The organism is Novosphingobium sp. GV079, assembly GCF_003058045.1.
Classification (GTDB): Bacteria; Pseudomonadota; Alphaproteobacteria; order Sphingomonadales; family Sphingomonadaceae; genus Novosphingobium; species Novosphingobium capsulatum.
In genome coordinates this window covers 144,037-160,482 of record NZ_QBUE01000002.1, presented here as the reverse complement: position 1 = coordinate 160,482, position 16,446 = coordinate 144,037, and the positions used below count along the sequence as shown (strand labels likewise).

General features: G+C 65.7%; 17 protein-coding genes. 9 read left to right on the top strand and 8 right to left on the bottom strand.

Annotation, left to right across the window (positions count from 1 at the left end; all coding sequences use genetic code 11):
• Window positions 1–23: 23 nt before the first annotated feature.
• Together ilvB and miaA are read right to left on the bottom strand one after the other, a co-directional pair.
• Window positions 24–1,775 carry a biosynthetic-type acetolactate synthase large subunit gene (ilvB, locus tag C8K14_RS02610; RefSeq protein ID WP_022675566.1) on the bottom strand — a complete coding sequence of 584 codons (1,752 nt, stop codon included), beginning with the start codon at window positions 1,773–1,775 and terminating at the stop codon, window positions 24–26.
• Between the two features lie 165 nt (window positions 1,776–1,940).
• A complete protein-coding gene (gene miaA, locus C8K14_RS02605) occupies window positions 1,941–2,921 on the bottom strand; it encodes a tRNA (adenosine(37)-N6)-dimethylallyltransferase MiaA (RefSeq protein ID WP_107715746.1) in 981 nt (326 codons plus the stop codon).
• On the opposite strand from miaA, the gene serB reads away from it, so the two are divergent.
• Together serB and C8K14_RS02595 are read left to right on the top strand one after the other, a co-directional pair.
• Window positions 2,914–3,798 carry a phosphoserine phosphatase SerB gene (gene serB, locus C8K14_RS02600; protein ID WP_107715605.1) on the top strand — a complete coding sequence of 295 codons (885 nt, stop codon included), beginning with the start codon at window positions 2,914–2,916 and terminating at the stop codon, window positions 3,796–3,798. The genes miaA and serB overlap by 8 nt on opposite strands.
• Window positions 3,798–4,595 (top strand): Coq4 family protein, encoded by a 798-nt coding sequence (locus C8K14_RS02595; RefSeq protein ID WP_107715604.1) that lies wholly within the window; start codon window positions 3,798–3,800, stop codon window positions 4,593–4,595. The genes serB and C8K14_RS02595 overlap by 1 nt, the downstream gene beginning before the upstream one ends.
• Before the next feature lie 137 nt (window positions 4,596–4,732).
• On the opposite strand, the gene purL is transcribed toward C8K14_RS02595, so the two are convergent.
• A complete protein-coding gene (gene purL, locus C8K14_RS02590) occupies window positions 4,733–6,874 on the bottom strand; it encodes a phosphoribosylformylglycinamidine synthase subunit PurL (protein WP_107715603.1) in 2,142 nt (713 codons plus the stop codon).
• Window positions 6,875–6,994: 120 nt separating this feature from the next.
• Here purL and C8K14_RS02585 point away from each other — a divergent pair, with 120 nt between their 5' ends.
• The 5 genes from C8K14_RS02585 to queA all read left to right on the top strand — a co-directional run bounded on the left by C8K14_RS02585 (window position 6,995) and on the right by queA (window position 10,752).
• Complete coding sequence (locus C8K14_RS02585; protein WP_028657669.1) at window positions 6,995–7,240, top strand: exodeoxyribonuclease VII small subunit; 246 nt, start codon at window positions 6,995–6,997, stop codon at window positions 7,238–7,240.
• A 5-nt stretch (window positions 7,241–7,245) separates the two neighbouring features.
• Window positions 7,246–8,154 (top strand): polyprenyl synthetase family protein, encoded by a 909-nt coding sequence (locus tag C8K14_RS02580; RefSeq protein ID WP_022675572.1) that lies wholly within the window; start codon window positions 7,246–7,248, stop codon window positions 8,152–8,154.
• Entirely contained in the window at window positions 8,154–8,666 is a 513-nt protein-coding gene (coaD, locus tag C8K14_RS02575) for a pantetheine-phosphate adenylyltransferase (protein WP_022675573.1), read from the top strand. Before C8K14_RS02580 ends, coaD begins: the two co-directional genes overlap by 1 nt.
• 111 nt (window positions 8,667–8,777) lie before the next feature.
• On the top strand, window positions 8,778–9,497 hold the full coding sequence (locus C8K14_RS02570) for a peptidylprolyl isomerase (protein WP_054132239.1): 720 nt from the start codon (window positions 8,778–8,780) through the stop codon (window positions 9,495–9,497).
• A gap of 226 nt (window positions 9,498–9,723) precedes the next feature.
• Window positions 9,724–10,752, top strand: a complete 1,029-nt coding sequence (gene queA, locus C8K14_RS02565; protein WP_107715602.1) for a tRNA preQ1(34) S-adenosylmethionine ribosyltransferase-isomerase QueA — start codon at window positions 9,724–9,726, stop codon at window positions 10,750–10,752.
• 54 nt (window positions 10,753–10,806) lie between these two features.
• Here the strand turns inward: queA and C8K14_RS02560 are convergent, their stop codons facing one another.
• Complete coding sequence (locus tag C8K14_RS02560; protein WP_107715601.1) at window positions 10,807–11,610, bottom strand: TSUP family transporter; 804 nt, start codon at window positions 11,608–11,610, stop codon at window positions 10,807–10,809.
• 69 nt (window positions 11,611–11,679) lie between these two features.
• On the opposite strand from C8K14_RS02560, the gene tgt reads away from it, so the two are divergent.
• The gene (gene tgt, locus C8K14_RS02555) at window positions 11,680–12,807 is read left to right on the top strand and encodes a tRNA guanosine(34) transglycosylase Tgt (protein WP_107715600.1); all 1,128 of its coding nucleotides are present in this window, start codon (window positions 11,680–11,682) and stop codon (window positions 12,805–12,807) included.
• Between the two features lie 4 nt (window positions 12,808–12,811).
• Here the strand turns inward: tgt and C8K14_RS02550 are convergent, their stop codons facing one another.
• Together C8K14_RS02550 and C8K14_RS02545 are read right to left on the bottom strand one after the other, a co-directional pair.
• Window positions 12,812–13,003, bottom strand: a complete 192-nt coding sequence (locus C8K14_RS02550; protein ID WP_028657672.1) for a hypothetical protein — start codon at window positions 13,001–13,003, stop codon at window positions 12,812–12,814.
• Between the two features lie 112 nt (window positions 13,004–13,115).
• On the bottom strand, window positions 13,116–14,021 hold the full coding sequence (locus tag C8K14_RS02545) for a LysR family transcriptional regulator (protein ID WP_062782194.1): 906 nt from the start codon (window positions 14,019–14,021) through the stop codon (window positions 13,116–13,118).
• A gap of 122 nt (window positions 14,022–14,143) precedes the next feature.
• Between C8K14_RS02545 and C8K14_RS02540 the strand changes: the two genes are divergently transcribed.
• Window positions 14,144–14,767, top strand: a complete 624-nt coding sequence (locus tag C8K14_RS02540) for a YceI family protein (RefSeq protein ID WP_107715599.1) — start codon at window positions 14,144–14,146, stop codon at window positions 14,765–14,767.
• 129 nt (window positions 14,768–14,896) lie between these two features.
• On the opposite strand, the gene rpsD is transcribed toward C8K14_RS02540, so the two are convergent.
• Window positions 14,897–15,511: a 30S ribosomal protein S4 gene (rpsD, locus tag C8K14_RS02535; protein WP_022675581.1), complete on the bottom strand. Its 615-nt coding sequence runs from the start codon at window positions 15,509–15,511 to the stop codon at window positions 14,897–14,899.
• Window positions 15,512–15,689: 178 nt separating this feature from the next.
• Entirely contained in the window at window positions 15,690–16,445 is a 756-nt protein-coding gene (locus C8K14_RS02530) for an RNA methyltransferase (protein ID WP_022675582.1), read from the bottom strand.
• Window position 16,446: the final 1 nt, after the last annotated feature.

Sequence of the window (16,446 nt, the reverse complement as noted above, 5' to 3'; positions counted from 1 at the left end):
CGGATCAATCTTCAAATCGGGCTTCAGACCAGGGCCTTGGCTTCATCATCCATCGTGCCGGCCACTTCGTCGCCGTAGAGGATCATGTCGGTATGCGCTGCGCCCGAGGGGATCATCGGGAAGCAGTTGGCTTCCTTGGTGACGCGGCAATCGACAATCACCGGCCCGGGATGATCGATCATCGCGCGGATGCCGTCGTCCAGCTGATCGAGCGTGTCGATCTGGATGCCCTTCCAGCCATAGGCCTCTGCCAGCTTCACGAAATCGGGAAGGGCATCGGAATAGGAGCTGGAATAGCGGCTTTCATATGTCAATTCCTGCCACTGGCGGACCATCCCCATCCATTCGTTGTTGAGGATGAAGACCTTGACCGGCAGGCGGAACTGCGTGGCAGTGCCCAACTCCTGGATATTCATCTGGATCGAGGCATCGCCGGCAATATCGATCACCAGTGCATCGGGGCAGCCCACCTGCGCGCCGATCGCTGCCGGCAGGCCATAGCCCATGGTGCCCAGGCCCCCCGAGGTCAGCCACTTGTTGGGCCGATCGAAGTGGAAGTGCTGCGCTGCCCACATCTGGTGCTGGCCCACTTCGGTGCTGATGATCGGCTCGCGGTCCTTGGTCAGTTCATAGAGCCGCTCGATCGCCAGCTGGGGCATGATCTCGCCATTGGTGCGCTTGGGATAGGCCAGGCTGTTGCGCGCGCGCCAGCCGTTGATGCGCGCATGCCACTCGGTCAGATCCTGCGCCTGGTGCCCGGCATCTAGCCAGCCGGTGATGATCTGGTGCAGCACGCGGCCGCAATCGCCCACCAGCGGCAGGTCGACGCGGACGGTCTTGTTGATCGAGGCACGATCGATATCGATGTGGATCTTGCGGCTATCGGGCGAAAATGCGTCGAGCCGGCCGGTGACGCGGTCATCGAAGCGCGCGCCGATGCACACGACCAGATCGGCGCGGTTCATCGCCATGTTCGCTTCGTAGGTGCCGTGCATGCCGAGCATGCCCAGCCAATCCTTGTGCGCCGCAGGGAACGCGCCCAGGCCCATCAGCGTGGAGGTGACCGGCGCGCCGGTGAGCGTCTGCAGTTCCTGCAGCAGGCGTGCGGCTTCCGGGCCGGAGTTGATCACCCCGCCGCCGGTATAGAACACTGGCGCCTTGGCCGTCGCGAGCATGGCCACGGCCTGCGCAATCGCGTCGCTGGGCGCTTCCACCTGTGGGGCATAGCGATTGCGCATCTGCGTCGCCTGGCCGGTCCAGCGGGTGGAGGCAATCTGCACGTCCTTGGGAATGTCGACCACGACCGGGCCGGGGCGGCCTTCGGTGGCGATGCGGAACGCCTCGTCGATGATCGTCGCCAACTCTGCCGGGTCTTTGACCAGGTAGTTGTGCTTGGTGCAGTGGCGCGTGATGCCGACCGTGTCGGCTTCCTGGAACGCGTCGGACCCGATCAGGGCCGTGGGCACCTGGCCGGTGATGACGACCATCGGAATCGAATCGAGGAATGCGTCGGCAATGCCGGTGACGGCATTGGTCGCGCCAGGGCCCGAGGTGACCAGCACGACCCCGGGCTTGCCCGTGGCGCGGGCATAGCCTTCGGCGGCATGAGCCGCACCGGCTTCGTGGCGGACGAGGATGTGGCGGATGCGTTCATCGCCGAACAGCGCATCATAGATCGGAAGTACCGCGCCGCCGGGATAGCCGAAAACGAATTCGACGCCCTTGGCGACCAGGCTCTCGACCAGGATTTCAGCGCCGCTGCGCTCGCTTTTCACGACCTTGTTCCCTTGCTTGCCGGGCCGCGCGAACGGCCCATAATCCTAAAAAATTGCGGCCCGGCTGCAGTTGCCTGCGCCGGGCCGTCTCTCCCTACTCGGGCACTTGGCAAGAGCCAAGCAATTGACGGCTTGGTAATTGACACAAACATTCGTGTCAACCCGCTAGTTTTGAAATAAAGATGCTATCCGGGTTCTGTCAAGGCAATTTTCGTGCGTGTCACGTGGCCAATCACCCGGAAACTGGTGCTTGGCCCAGGTGAACTGCCGCTTGGCATAGCGCCGCGTGGCCTGGCTGCCGGCGGCAATGGCGGATTCGGCGCTGATTTCACCGCGCAAGTAGGCCGCGATCTCGGGCACGCCGATCGCGCGCATCACCGGCAGATCGGGATCGAGCTGGCGCGCCAGCAGCGCGGCAACTTCGGCCTGGGCGCCCTGTTCCCACATGGCGGCAAAGCGTTGGTCGCAGCGGGCATAGAGCCACGCGCGATCGGGCAGCAGCACCAGCGGTTGCAGCGCCACGCTATCAGCAATGCCACCTTCGCGCCGGGCCTGCCAGTGGGCCAGCGGCTGGCCGGTGGAGCGCACCACTTCCAGCGCGCGGGCGATGCGGATGCTGTCACCAGGATTGAGCGCGGCGGCGCGGGCTGCGTCTTCGCGACACAGCGCGGCATAGGCCTCACTCACCGGCAGGGCGCGAACCGCCGCCCGGATGGCGGGATCAATGGCGGGAATAGGGGCAATGCCATCAAGCAGCGTGCGGATATAGAGGCCGGTGCCGCCGACCAGGATCGGCAGCGCGCCCGCAGCGTGCGCGGCATCGATTTCTGCCGTGGCGGCCTGCGCCCAATCGGCGGCGGAACAGGCCTGCGTGCCGTCCCATGCGCCGAACAGGCGGTGCGGCACGCCCTGCATTTCCGCCGGTGAAGGGCGGGCGCTGAGGATGGCGAGATCGGCATAGACCTGCGCGCTATCGGCATTGATCACCACGGCCGCGCGGCCGGCGGCCTGCTCGGCCAGTGCCAGCCGCACGGCAAGATCGCTCTTGCCGCTGGCGGTTGGCCCTGCGATGAGCGCGAGCCGAGGCCGGTTGTCGGTGGCGTGATTGTCCTGGCCGGAACAGGAAAGGGAAGTTTCAGTGCTCATTGCCCGTCTGATAGCAGACCCGACGACGCTTGGTGACAATCTTGCACGGGCGGTGGAGCAGATCACGGCCGCAGGCGGCGAAGTGGCCGGGGCCGGCATGCTCGATTTCTGCGAATCGGTCCTGGAAATCGAAGTGGCGACGGGCGATGCTGCCACGGTGCGCGGCATTCTCGACAACTGCTTTCCGGCCAGCGATTTCCTGCTGTCGGATCGCGTGATCGAAACGCCGCGCCTGTTCGTGTCCGACATGGATTCGACGATGATCAGCGCCGAATGCATCGATGAACTCGCCGATTTCGCCGGGCTGAAAGAGCGCATCGCCGCGATCACCGAACGCGCCATGCAGGGCGAACTGGATTTCGAATCCGCCCTGCGCGAGCGTGTCGGCCTGCTCAAGGACTTGCCGGAAACCGCCATCACGCAGTGCCTGGAAGAACGCATCCGCCCGATGCCCGGTGCACGCACGCTTGTTTCCACGCTCAAATCGCGCGGCTGCCACACCGTGCTGGTCACTGGCGGCTTCCATTCGTTTGCCGATCCGGTGGCAGCGCAACTCGGCTTTGACCGCGTGGTAGGCAACCGCCTGGAGATCGCCGACGGGCGCCTTACCGGCGCGCTGGTTGGCGGGATCGTCGATAGCGGGGTGAAGAAGACCGTGCTGCTCGAGGAGATGGAGCGGCTCGGCCCGGCGACCGCCAGCCTTGCAACCGGCGATGGCGCTAACGATATTCCGATGATCGCGGCCGCCACCCACGGCATTGCCTATTATGCCAAGCCCAAGGCGCGGCAGGCCGCAGATGGCTGGATCGACCGGGGTGACCTGACATCGATCCTGCAGTTGTTTGGCATCGCGCGCGAGGATTGGGTGATCGACTGATGGAGCAACGGGCGGGGGACTTTGCGGCGCTGCCGCTGTTTGACCCGGCGCGGGAAAAGCCGCGTCTGCGCCCGCTGGTTGCCTATCGCCATTTCCGCCGACTGATGCACAATACCGAAAACACGGCCGAGGTATTCGGCATCTTTGCCGCCTTGCCTTGGCGCGGCGGGGGCAGGGCAGGCTCTGCCTTTCTTGCCACGCGGCAAGGCCATGCCCTGGCGCTGGCTGAGCCGTGGCTGCCGGCGGTGCTCGACGATCACGCCGCGCTACGGCGCATGCCGGCTGGCTCGCTGGCCCAGGCCTATTGCGATTTCATGGAGGCCGAGGGCCTGACCGCGCAGGGCCTGGTGGAAGAAGCCGAGCGCTTCCTGGCGGATCGCCCGCGCTATAACGACCGCTTCCAGTGGTACATGAACCGCCTGCGCGATGTGCACGATCTGCTGCATGTGCTGACCGGCTATGGCCGCGACGCCCTGGGCGAGGCGTGCGTGCTGGCCTTCACCTTTCCGCAGCAACCGGCGCCCGGGCACTTGTTCATCGCCTGGATGGCGGCGCTGCAGATGAAGCTGCGCCTCAACAGCCGGGCGCCGGTGCTGGGCGCGGTGCGCGAGGCATGGCGGCGGGGCAAATCCTGCCCGCGCCTGATGGAGCAATCGATCGTCGCGCTCTTGCCGCTGCCGCTGGAAGAAGCGCGGCGACGCTTGGGGATCGTGCCCGGCGTGGTGTATGAGCAGGCCCATGCCGTGTGGCAGGCCGAAGGCATCGATCCGCGCGACCTGCTCAAGCACGCGCGCTAAAAGCACCCTCCCATAAGCCCCCTCCGGCAGCCCTGCGGGCTGCCACCTCCCCCACGGTGTGGGGGAGGATCTGGTCCTCCCTGTCGCGTAGCGATGGGGAGGGGGACCGCCCGCGCAGCGGGCGGTGGAGGGGCGGTTTAGCCTTCCATCCAGTCGCGGAAGAAGGCTTCGTTCGCTTCGCGCAAGGCGGCAAGCGGCACGCCGGCCACGGCCTGGCCGCCGGTGGTGCCAAGCTTGGTGGCGCCGTCAAGCACCATGCCAGCCGGCGTGGTGACGACATAGCGCGACTGGTCTTCGCCAAAGGCCTGCGCGGTGGTGAGCGGCGCGTCGAGCGTCACGCCGATATTGCCGGCCAGCGCCATTTCGGTGAGCGCCACGAGCAGGCCGCCATCGGCCACGTCGTGCACTGCCGTAACCTTGCCGTCGGCAATCCATTCGCGCACCAGTTCGCCGTTGCGGCGTTCAAGCGCGAGGTCGACCGCGGGAGCCTGGCCTTCTTCGCGGCCGAGGATTTCGCGCAGGTAGAGCGACTGGCCCAGGTGGGTGCCTTCGGGCCCGAGCAGCCACACGGTTTCACCGGCGGCCTTGAAGGCAACCGTGGCCATGCGCGTGTGATCGAGCATCAGGCCAACGCCGCCGATGGCCGGCGTGGGCAGGATGGCCGAGCCGCCGCCGGTCGCCTTGGATTCGTTGTAGAGCGAAACGTTGCCCGAGACGATCGGGTAATCGAGCGCGCGGCACGCATCGCCCATGCCTTCCAGGCAGCCCACGATCTGGCCCATGATTTCCGGGCGCTGCGGGTTGGCAAAGTTGAGGCAGTTGGTGATGGCGAGCGGCGTGGCGCCAACCGCGCAGATGTTGCGGAACGTCTCGGCCACGGCCTGCTTGCCGCCTTCATAGGGATCGGCAAAGCAATAGCGCGGGGTGCAGTCGGTGCTGATCGCCAGGGCCTTGTCGGTGCCGTGCACGCGCACCACGGCGGCATCGCCACCGCTCTTCTGCAGCGTATCGGCGCCGACCTGGCTGTCGTATTGCTCGAAAATCCAGCGACGGTTAGCAAGGTCCGGGCTGCCGATCAGCGTGACCAGGTCAGCGCCAATGTCCGCGCTTTCAGGCAGGGCTTCGATCGCGGCCGGCTTGGGCGTGGGCACGTGCGGGCGATCATAGAGCGGCGCATCGTCGGCCAGCGGATCGAGCGGAATGTCGCACACGACTTCGCCGTTCCATTCCAGCACCATGTGGCCGGTGTCGGTCACTTCGCCGATCACGGCAAAGTCCAGCTCCCACTTGCGGAAAATCGCCTCGGCCATCGGCTCCTTGCCGGGCTTCAGCACCATGAGCATGCGCTCCTGGCTTTCCGAAAGCATCATTTCATAAGGCGTCATGCCCTCTTCGCGGCAAGGCACCATGTTCATGTTGAGGCGGATGCCCGCGCCGCCCTTGCTGGCCATTTCCACCGACGAGGAGGTGAGGCCGGCCGCGCCCATATCCTGGATGGCGACAATGGCGTCGGTGGCCATGAGTTCGAGGCACGCCTCGATCAGCAGCTTTTCGGTGAAGGGGTCGCCCACCTGCACGGTGGGGCGCTTTTCATCGCTCTTTTCGTCAAAATCGGCGCTGGCCATGGTGGCGCCGTGGATGCCGTCGCGCCCGGTCTTGGAGCCGACATAGACGATGGGATTGCCCAGGCCCGTGGCCGCCGAATAGAAGATCTTGTCGGTATCGGCCACGCCCACGGTCATCGCGTTGACCAGGATGTTGCCGTCATAGGCCTTGTGGAAATTGGTTTCGCCGCCAACTGTGGGCACGCCCACGCAGTTGCCATAGCCGCCGATGCCCGCCACCACGCCTTGGACCAGGTGCTTCATCTTGGGGTGATCGGGCCGGCCGAAACGCAGCGCGTTCATGTTGGCCACCGGGCGCGCGCCCATGGTGAACACGTCGCGCAGGATGCCGCCAACGCCCGTGGCCGCGCCCTGATAGGGTTCGATGTAGCTCGGGTGGTTGTGGCTTTCCATCTTGAAGATGGCGGCCTGGCCATCGCCGATATCGATCACGCCGGCGTTCTCGCCGGGGCCGCAGATCACCCAGGGCGCCGTGGTCGGCAGCTTCTTCAAGTGGATGCGGCTCGACTTGTACGAGCAATGCTCTGACCACATGACCGAGAAGATACCCAGCTCGACCAGGTTGGGCTCGCGCCCCAGCGCGCCGAGCACGCGGGCGTATTCTTCTTCCGACAGGCCGTGAGCGGCGACGATTTCAGCGGTGATCTGGGACATGGGAAGCGCCCTTAGCCGCGTGCGCGCGTTTGCGCTAGGGGAAGAACACCCCAAAAGGCCGGTGACAGCCACGCGTTCCCCGCTTGACCGGCCCGGCCGGCGCGGCCATTGCTTGCCGCGATGGCTAGCACACCCGATATCGCCGCGCTCAGCTTCGAGGATGCGCTGAAGGAACTGGAAGTGGTGGTCCGCCGCCTGGAAAGTGGCGAGGCTCCGCTCGACGAATCGATCGACCTCTATGCCCGGGGCGAGGCCCTGCGCACGCATTGCCAGGCCCGGCTCGATGCCGCGCAGGCGCGAATCGAGGCGGTCGTAGCCGATCGCGAAGGGCGGCCGGCAGCAACCCGGCCGTTCGACGGGGCCTGATCGCGATGACCGCGCCCACGGGCAGCCCTGGCCTGCTCAAGCCGGCACTGGCCGCGATCCAGGCAGATATCGACGCCAGCTTCGATGCGCTGCTGCCCCTGCCGGGTGATCCGCGCGATCGGCTGGTGCAAGCGATGCGCTATGCCACCATCGGTGGCGGCAAGCGGCTGCGCCCGCTGCTGGTGACGGCCACGGCCGCGATGTATGGCGTCGATCGCCAGGTGGCGGTGCGGGCAGGGACCGCGCTGGAGGCGATCCACGTCTATTCGCTGATCCACGATGACCTGCCGTGCATGGACAACGATGATCTGCGCCATGGCAAACCCACGGTGCACAAGGCATTTGACGATGGCACGGCGGTGCTGGCGGGCGATGCGCTGCACGATTTCGCGTTCGAGATCCTGTCTGATCCCGCGATGAGCGGCGACCCGTTCGTGCGCGTCGAACTGATCCGCACCCTGGCCGTGAACAGCGGGACCAATGGCATGGCCGGCGGGCAGATGATGGATATCGTGGCCGAAACCGCCACGTTCGATCTGCCCACCGTGACCCGCCTGCAACAGCTCAAGACCGGCGCGCTTCTGGCCGCTGCGGTGGAAATGGGCGCGATCCTGGGGCGCCTGCCGCCCGAAGGCCGCACCCACCTGCGCGGCTATGCCCGCGATATCGGCCTGGCGTTCCAGATCGCCGACGATCTGCTCGACGCCGAGGGGGACGAGGCCGCCGCCGGCAAGGCGCTGCGCAAGGATGCCGTTGCCGGCAAGGAAACCTTCGTCTCGCTGCTCGGTGTCGAGCGCGCGCGCGAACAGGCGCGCATCCTGGTCGACCAGGCAATCGCCCACCTGGGCAGCCATGGCAGCGAGGCAGACCTGCTGCGCGAACTCGCGCGCTTCATCGTGGAAAGGAATCACTGATGGCGCAGCGCGTGGGCATCTATCCCGGCACGTTCGATCCGATCACGCTGGGCCATCTCGATATCATCCGCCGCGGCGCCAAGCTGGTGGACCAGCTGATCGTGGGCGTGACCACCAATCCGTCGAAGAACCCGATGTTCACGCCCGAAGAGCGGATGGACATGGTGCGCCGCGAACTGGACGAGCAGGGCATCGACAATGTCAGCGTGGTGGGTTTCAACGCCCTGCTGATGAAGTTTGCCGAAGCGCAGGGCGCCAGTGTGATCGTGCGCGGCCTGCGCGCCGTGGCTGATTTCGAATACGAATACCAGATGGCCGGGATGAACCAGCAGCTCAACGACCGGATCGAGACGGTCTTTCTGATGGCAGATGTCAGCCTGCAGCCGATTGCGTCCAAGCTGGTCAAGGAAATCGCGCTGTTCGGCGGCGATATTTCCGGCTTTGTCACCCCCACCGTGCGCGACGATGTGGTGGCCCGCGTCAACAGCATCGGTCGCCTGGGGGATTATTGAGCGCGCCATGCCGCCGCGCCGATCGCGTGTTTATTGCCGAATCGTTCATTGCAGTGTCAGCGCGCCGGGCCTAATCGGCGTTTCACATATTCCAACAAGGTGGCAGGCTTGATGATCGCCCGTTCGTTTTCCAAGGCCCTGATCTGCGCTGCCCTGGCAGCCTCGGCGGTCGTGTCCGGCCCGGCCATGGCGCAAAGCCGTGGGGAAAAGGCCCCGGCGCAGCCGTTCAAGATCGACAAGGTCGTGCCGCAGCACGAAATTACCTATGCCGTCGATACCGATCCGGCCCACGATCCTGAAAACGTGCTGGTGCTCGACCTGTCGAACGGCGGCCGCGTGCTGATCCGCCTGATGCCGCAATGGGCGCCCCACCATGTGGAGCGCATCAAGACGCTGACGCGCGAAGGGTTCTACAACGGCATCATCTTTCACCGCGTGATCGACGGGTTCATGGCGCAGACCGGCGATCCCACCGGCACGGGGCAGGGCGGATCGAAGCTGCCCGACCTCCAGGCCGAATTCAACGATGCCCCGCACATGCGCGGCACCGTGTCGATGGCCCGCACCAACGAGCCCAATTCGGCCAACAGCCAGTTCTTCATCGTGTTCTATCCGCGCTTTGCGCTCGATCACAAGTATACCAACTTCGGCCGCGTGATCAGCGGGATGGATGCAGTGGATACGATCGTGCGGGGCGAGCCGCCCAGCAATCCGACCAAGATTCTCCAGGCCTCGATCCTGGCTGACAACAAGCCGCGCCCCGCACTGCCGGCGCCGGTGCCGACCGGCGCGATCACGCCCGACATGCTGAGCAAGTCGCGCACCAACTGATCGGGCGGGCAAAAGTCAGGACGAAACGAATGGTGTTCTAAGCCCCCTCTTCTTCAGAGGAGTGGGTTGGGGGTGGTGGATACCTGGCGCACGCCTTCGCACCACCCCCGGCCCCTCCTCTGAAGAGGAGGGGAGATGGGGCAAATCGCCCGTCCACCGCACGCTCGTTCAGCGCCCCGCAGCCAGGTGCTTGCCCTGTGCCACGGCTGCGGCTAGCGCGCTCACCATGCGTGTTGACCTTTTCGATTTCGAACTGCCGCCCGAAAACATCGCCCTGCGCCCGGCTCGCCCGCGTGATGCGGCCAAGCTGCTGCATGTGGCCGGCGGGCAGCCGCTCAGCGACCATGTGGTGCGCGATCTGCCCAGCCTGCTGCGCCGCGGCGATGTGCTGGTATTCAACGATACCCGCGTCATCCCGGCCCAGCTCGAAGGCCGCCGGGGAGAGGCGCGGGTGGGCGCCACGCTGCACAAGCGGCTTGACCTGCGCCGCTGGCAGGCCTTCATCCGCAACGGCAAGCGGCTGCGTGCCGATGACGTGATCGATTTCGGCGCCGGCGTTTCCGCCACGGCCGAGGCGCGCCATGCCGATGGCAGCTGGACGCTGTTCTTCCCCGGGGATGAGCCGGTGGAAGTGCTGCTGGAACGGGCCGGCCGCATGCCGCTGCCGCCCTATATCGCTGGCAAGCGCGAGACTGACGCCCAGGATCGCCAGGATTACCAGACGATGTTCGCGCAAAAAGACGGGGCCGTTGCCGCGCCCACGGCAGCGCTGCATTTCACGCCAGAGCTGATGGCGGGGCTGGCCGACGCCGGCATCGCCCATGAAACGCTCACGCTGCATGTGGGGGCGGGCACGTTCCTGCCGGTCAAGGCCGATGACACCGCCGATCACCAGATGCATGCCGAATGGGGCCGGATCGAGCCCGAAACCGCGGCCCGGCTCAACGCCGCACGCGCGGCCGGTGGGCGCATCATCGCGGTGGGCACCACCTCGCTCCGCCTGCTGGAAAGCGCGGCGGATGAGGCGCGCACGATCCATCCGTTCGAAGGGGATACCGCGATCTTCATCACCCCGGGCTATCGCTTCAAGGCGATCGATGGGCTGATGACCAATTTCCACCTGCCCAAGTCCACGCTGTTCATGCTGGTTTCGGCGCTGATGGGGCTGGACACGATGCAGGCGGCCTATGCCCATGCCATCGCCAGCGGCTATCGTTTCTACAGCTACGGCGATTCAAGCTTGCTCCTGCCATAACGCCCAGGTTCTGCTGCTGGTCTGGCCGGTGTAGCGCTTGCGGTCAGGTGCTGGTCACCCGGCAAACCATTGCCACACCAGCCGCCCGGTCAGGGCCAGGCTGACCACGATCAGCAAGGGACGGATCAACCGCGCGCCAAAGCGGGTGGCAAAGTGGCTGCCGATGATGGCGCCGGTCATCGCCCCGGCGCCCATGCACAGGCCCAGCAGCCACAGCACATGGCCGCCTAGGGCAAAGACGATCACGCTGGCCAGGTTGCTGGTCACGTTGAGCAGCTTGGTCAGTCCGGTGGCGCGGGTCAGGCCCATGCCGCGCAGGGCCACCAGGGTGGTGGTGTAGAATTGCCCGGCGCCGGGGCCAAAGAACCCGTCGTAGAAGCCCACGCCCCCCGCAACCGGCAGGAACTTGCGCGCGCCGAGGCGATCGTGGCGGTCGCCATCGTCCATGCGCGGGGAAAGCACGGTGTAAAGCGCCACCCCGATCAGCAGCACGGGTACTATCAGCGAGAGCACCTGTGGCTTGAAATGCTGGATCACCAGTGCGCCGATCAGTGCCCCTGCAAACGTGACGGCCACCAGCACGCCATTGCCGGCGATGGTGAACAGCCCGGCGCGGTGATAGCGCCAGGTCGCCATCGTGGTGCCGCACATCGACTGGATCTTGTTGGTGCCCAGCGTCAGGTGCGGGGGCAGGCCCACCGTGATCAGCGCAGGCATCATGATCAGCCCGCCGCCACCGGCAATGGCATCGACCAGGCCGGTGATCACGGCAATCGCGGTCAGTACCGGATACATCCACGGCGCCGGCGTGAACGCGGGCGTCTGGGCAGCAGCAAGAGCAAGGTGAAACAGCGACATTTGCACGCCTTGGCGTTTGCGCCTAAGGGCCGCAACTGTTCTTTTGCCCCGGATGATTGCCCGCCCCCGATGACCCGCTTTTCGTTCCAGATCCACGCCACCAGCGGCAAGGCCCGCACCGGCACCATCCAGATGAAGCGGGGCGAGATTCGCACCCCGGCGTTCATGCCGGTGGGCACGGCGGCCACGGTCAAGGCAATGAAGGTGGAAGACGTACGCCGCACCGGCGCCGACATCATCCTGGGCAACACCTATCACCTGATGCTGCGCCCCGGCGCCGAACGCATGGCGCGCCTGGGTGGCCTCCACGCGTTCATGGGCTGGGATCGCCCGATCCTCACCGACAGCGGCGGCTATCAGGTGATGAGCTTGTCAGACTTGCGCAAGATCACCGAGGAAGGCGTCACGTTCGCCAGCCACCTCGATGGCTCGCGCCACATGCTCTCGCCCGAACGCTCGATGGAAATCCAGCGCCTGCTGGGCTCTGACATCGTGATGGCATTCGACGAATGCCCGCGTGCCGATCAGCCGCGCGACGTGATCGCCCGCTCGATGGAAATGTCGATGCGGTGGGCCCGCCGCAGCCGCGCCGGTTTCGACAGCGGGGAAGAGCATGCCGCGCGTTCGGCGCTCTTCGGCATCCAGCAAGGCGCGCTCGATGAAGGGCTGCGCCAGGCGAGCGCCGATGCGCTGCGCGATATCGGCTTTGACGGCTATGCCATCGGTGGCCTGGCGGTGGGCGAGGGGCAGGAGGCGATGTTCGCCACGCTCGATTTTGCGCCGTCCCAATTGCCGGCCGATCGCCCGCGCTACCTGATGGGTGTGGGCAAGCCCGATGACCTGGTCGGCGCGGTCGAGCGCGGGGTGGATATGTTCGATTGCGTGCTGCCCACGCGATCGGGCCGCAACGGGCAGGGCTTTACCTGGCATGGCCCGATCAACATGCGCAATGCCCGCCACGCTGAAGATACTGGCCCGCTGGACCCGCGCTGCACGTGCCCGGTCTGCGCCAAGTACAGCCGCGCCTATCTGCATCACCTGCACAAGGCTGGCGAAATGCTGGGCGCCATGCTTCTTACCGAGCACAACCTGTCGTTCTACCAGCAGCTGATGGCCGGCATGCGGGCGGCGATCGCCGAAGATCGTTTTACCGCGTTCGCCGCCGATTTCCGCCGGGACTATTTCAACCGGGAGTGATCCGTCAGGCCGCGATCTGCGGTTGCGGCGTCATCACCACCTCGGTTTCAAGCCGGGTGCCGGGATATTGCGCGAATTCGCCGGTCCGGGTGTCGAGAAAGCCGGCGCCGATGGCGCTGGCCTGGGCCTTGGCTGTTTCCAGATCAGGATACCATTTGCCGCAACGGTGCGGCGTGACGAAGCGATACATCAGCATGCTGCGATAATGCTAGCGGCGCGATGCTGTTCCCATTTTCTGCTGCGTTCATGCGCAATTTGCGACGATCCGTTTGTTGCGGGAAACGGCTGAAAGTATTGCTTTATTGTGTCTACCATTCGGCGGCCATCGCGGGCACCGTCGCCGCCAGGAATTCGATCCAGGCGCGGGTCTTGGCGGCTGGCCGGCGCGAGGGATGGGTGATCGCATGGACGGCGCCGAGCCCCGCCAGCGGCTGGTCTAGCACCACCTCTACCAGCCGCCCTTCGCGCAGGGCGCGCGCGGCGATGAAGCGTGGGCCATAGACCAGGCCAAGGCCCGCTGCCGCCGCTTCCACCAGCACGTCGCCATTGTCAGCCTGCAAGGTGCCGCGCACCGGCTGGTGGATCGTGCCATCCAGGCCAAAGCGCCAGACGTGCTGGCCAAACCGCGTGAGGGTAAAGCCCAGGCAATCATGCTGCACCAGATCGCTGACCTGGCTGGGGGTGCCACGCTGGGCGAGGTAGGCAGGGGAGGCGCAGACCACCAGATGCATGTCGGCCAGTTTGCGCGCCACCAGGCTGCTGCCGACCAGGCGGCCGATGCGGATGGCCATGTCCCAGCGTTCTTCCACCAGATCGACCTGGCGATCGCTCATCCCCAGTTCCACGGTAATGCCGGGATAGCGCTGGTTGAAGGCGGCGACCAAGGGCGCGATGTGCAGCACGCCGAACGACATCGGGGCGCTCACCCGCAGCAGCCCTTCGATCGCCACGCTTTGCGCGGCTGCTTCTGCTTCGGCCTCGCGCAAGTCGGCCAGTACGCGTTCCGCCTTGTCGAGGTAAGCCGCGCCCGCCTCTGTCAGCGACAGGCGCCGCGTGGTACGGTGGACCAGCGTGGTGCCCAGCCGCGCCTCCAGCGCGGAAAGGTGCTTGGCCGCCATCGCCGGCGACATGTGCAGGGCGCGGGCGGCCGCAGAGAGGCCGCCCAGCCGCATCGCTTCGACGAACACCTCGATTCCGGTCAAGCGGTCAGCCACTGATTTTGCACCCTGGGTAAAAGGATAATCTCATGCTTGGCGTATTATCATCTGATGGTGGAAACGCCATCTTGCGCCCGATCATTTCACCGCTGATCATTGCAACAAGGACGATCCCTGTCATGACACGTACCAAGACTTTCGCCGCTCTGGCCCTGGCTCTTGCCGTTCCTGCCCTGGCCGCGCCGGCGCTGGTCGCCGCGCAGGCCACTGCCGCGCCTTCGGCCGTGCCGGCTGGCACTTATCAGGTGGAAACCCACCACACCCTGGCCGAATTCACCGTCAGCCACTTTGGCTTCAACGACTTTTTCGGCGTGATCCCCGGCGCGACCGGCACGATGACGCTCAACCCGGCAAACCTGGGTGCCACCACGCTGGACGTGGCGCTGCCGGTTTCGGCGATCTCCACCACCAACGCCACGCTCGATGGTGAACTCAAGAGCGCCGACTGGTTCGACGCTGCCAAGTACCCCACCATCCGCTTCGTCTCGCACAAGGTGGTGCCGACCGGCGATCGCACCGCGCGGATCGAGGGTGACCTGACGATGCACGGCGTGACCAAGCCCGTCACGCTCGACGCCACGTTTGGCGGCGCTGGAGCCAACCCGATGAGCAAGGCCTTCACCGTGGGCTTTGGCGCCACCGGCACGCTCAAGCGTTCGGATTTCGGCGTGAGCAAGTATGTGCCCTTCGTCAGCGACGAAGTGCGCCTCAAGATCACCGTGGCTTTCGAAAAGAAGGCCTGATCGCGCGGCGTTCTGCCCGGTGCGCACCTGCGCATCGGGCATACGGTTTGGCCGCGTTTGGCGGGCAACAAAAAAGGCGGGGTGAAAACCCCGCCTTTTCCGTTTGTCTTGTCCGTGTGGACCGACCGATCAGCGCGAATAGAATTCGACGACCAGGTTCGGTTCCATCTTCACCGGATAGGGCACTTCGTCGAGCGTCGGCACGCGCACGAAGGTGACCTTGTCGGCGCCTTCCTGGGCGACGTAGTCAGGCACTTCGCGTTCCGGCAGAGCCTGCGCTTCGGCGATCAGGGCCATTTCCTTGGCCTTGGTGCCCAGGGTGAGCACGTCGCCGGGGCGCACGCGGCGGCTGGCGATGTTGCACTTCACGCCGTTGACGCGGATGTGGCCGTGCGAAACGATCTGGCGAGCCGCAAAGATGGTCGGCGCGAACTTGGCGCGGTACACGACCATGTCGAGGCGCTGTTCGAGCAGGCCGATCAGGTTCTGACCGGTATCGCCCTTCATGTTCGACGCTTCCTGATAGGTGCGCTTGAACTGCTTTTCGGTCACGTCGCCATAGTAGCCCTTGAGCTTCTGCTTGGCGCGCAGCTGAATGCCGAAGTCGGAAACCTTGCTCTTGCGGCGCTGGCCGTGCTGGCCCGGGCCATACGAGCGGCGGTTCACCGAGCTCTTGGGGCGGCCCCACAGGTTTTCACCAAGGCGACGGTCAATCTTGTACTTGGACGAATGGCGCTTCGACACGCGTTCGTTCCTTTCAACTAGCGTTTGGTCTGGGGAAGGCCGATGCCCTCCCGGCTGATGCCCGGAACCGCACCATCCCGCCAATTGCCAGGATGCGGCCACCACTTCACCGGACGTGTGGGGCCAATTGCGAAGGCGCGCCTAGAACAGGACACGCCCGCAGAGTCAAGGGAAAAGCTTATTCCCCGCGAGGCTCGGTGCCGGGCTTGCTGCCTGGCGCGCGGCGCATGGCAGACAGCACCCCGCGCAGCGTGCGGATTTCGAGATGATTCCAGCCCGGCTTGGTCAGCATGGTGCGCAGCGTGCGGCGCGTGGCCGCCGCGCGGTCTTCAGGCATGAAATAGCCGCGCGGTTCCAACAGGCCGCACAGCTGGGAAAACATGCCTTCAAACTCTTCCTGCGGGGCAGGGGGCAGCATGTCTTCGACGGTGGGTTGCACCAGGGCGCCGGCGGCGTTCTGATGCTTCGACCATTCATAGGCGCACAGGATCACCGCCTGGGCCAGGTTGAGCGAGCCGAATTCAGGGTTGATCGGCACGGTCAGGATGGTGCGGGCCAGGGCCACGTCATCAGTTTCCAGGCCCGAACGCTCTGGCCCGAACACCAGCGCGCTGCGGCCTTCCTCGACCACGATCGCGCGGGCCGCTTCCTCGGGCGTCACCACCGGCTTGGTCACCCCGCGCTTGCGCACAGTGGTGGCATAGACATGCGCACAATCGGCCACGGCATCGGCCAGGCTATCGAACACCTGGGCCTTTTCGAGCACCACATCGGCGCCAGAGGCGGCCGGGCCGGCGGCGGGATTGGGCCAGCCATCGCGCGGGGATACCAGGCGCATTTCGGCCAGGCCGAAATTGAGCATGGCGCGCGCGGCCTTGCCGATGTTTTCGCCCAGCTGCGGGCGCACGAGAACGATAACGGGCTGTGCAGGCATG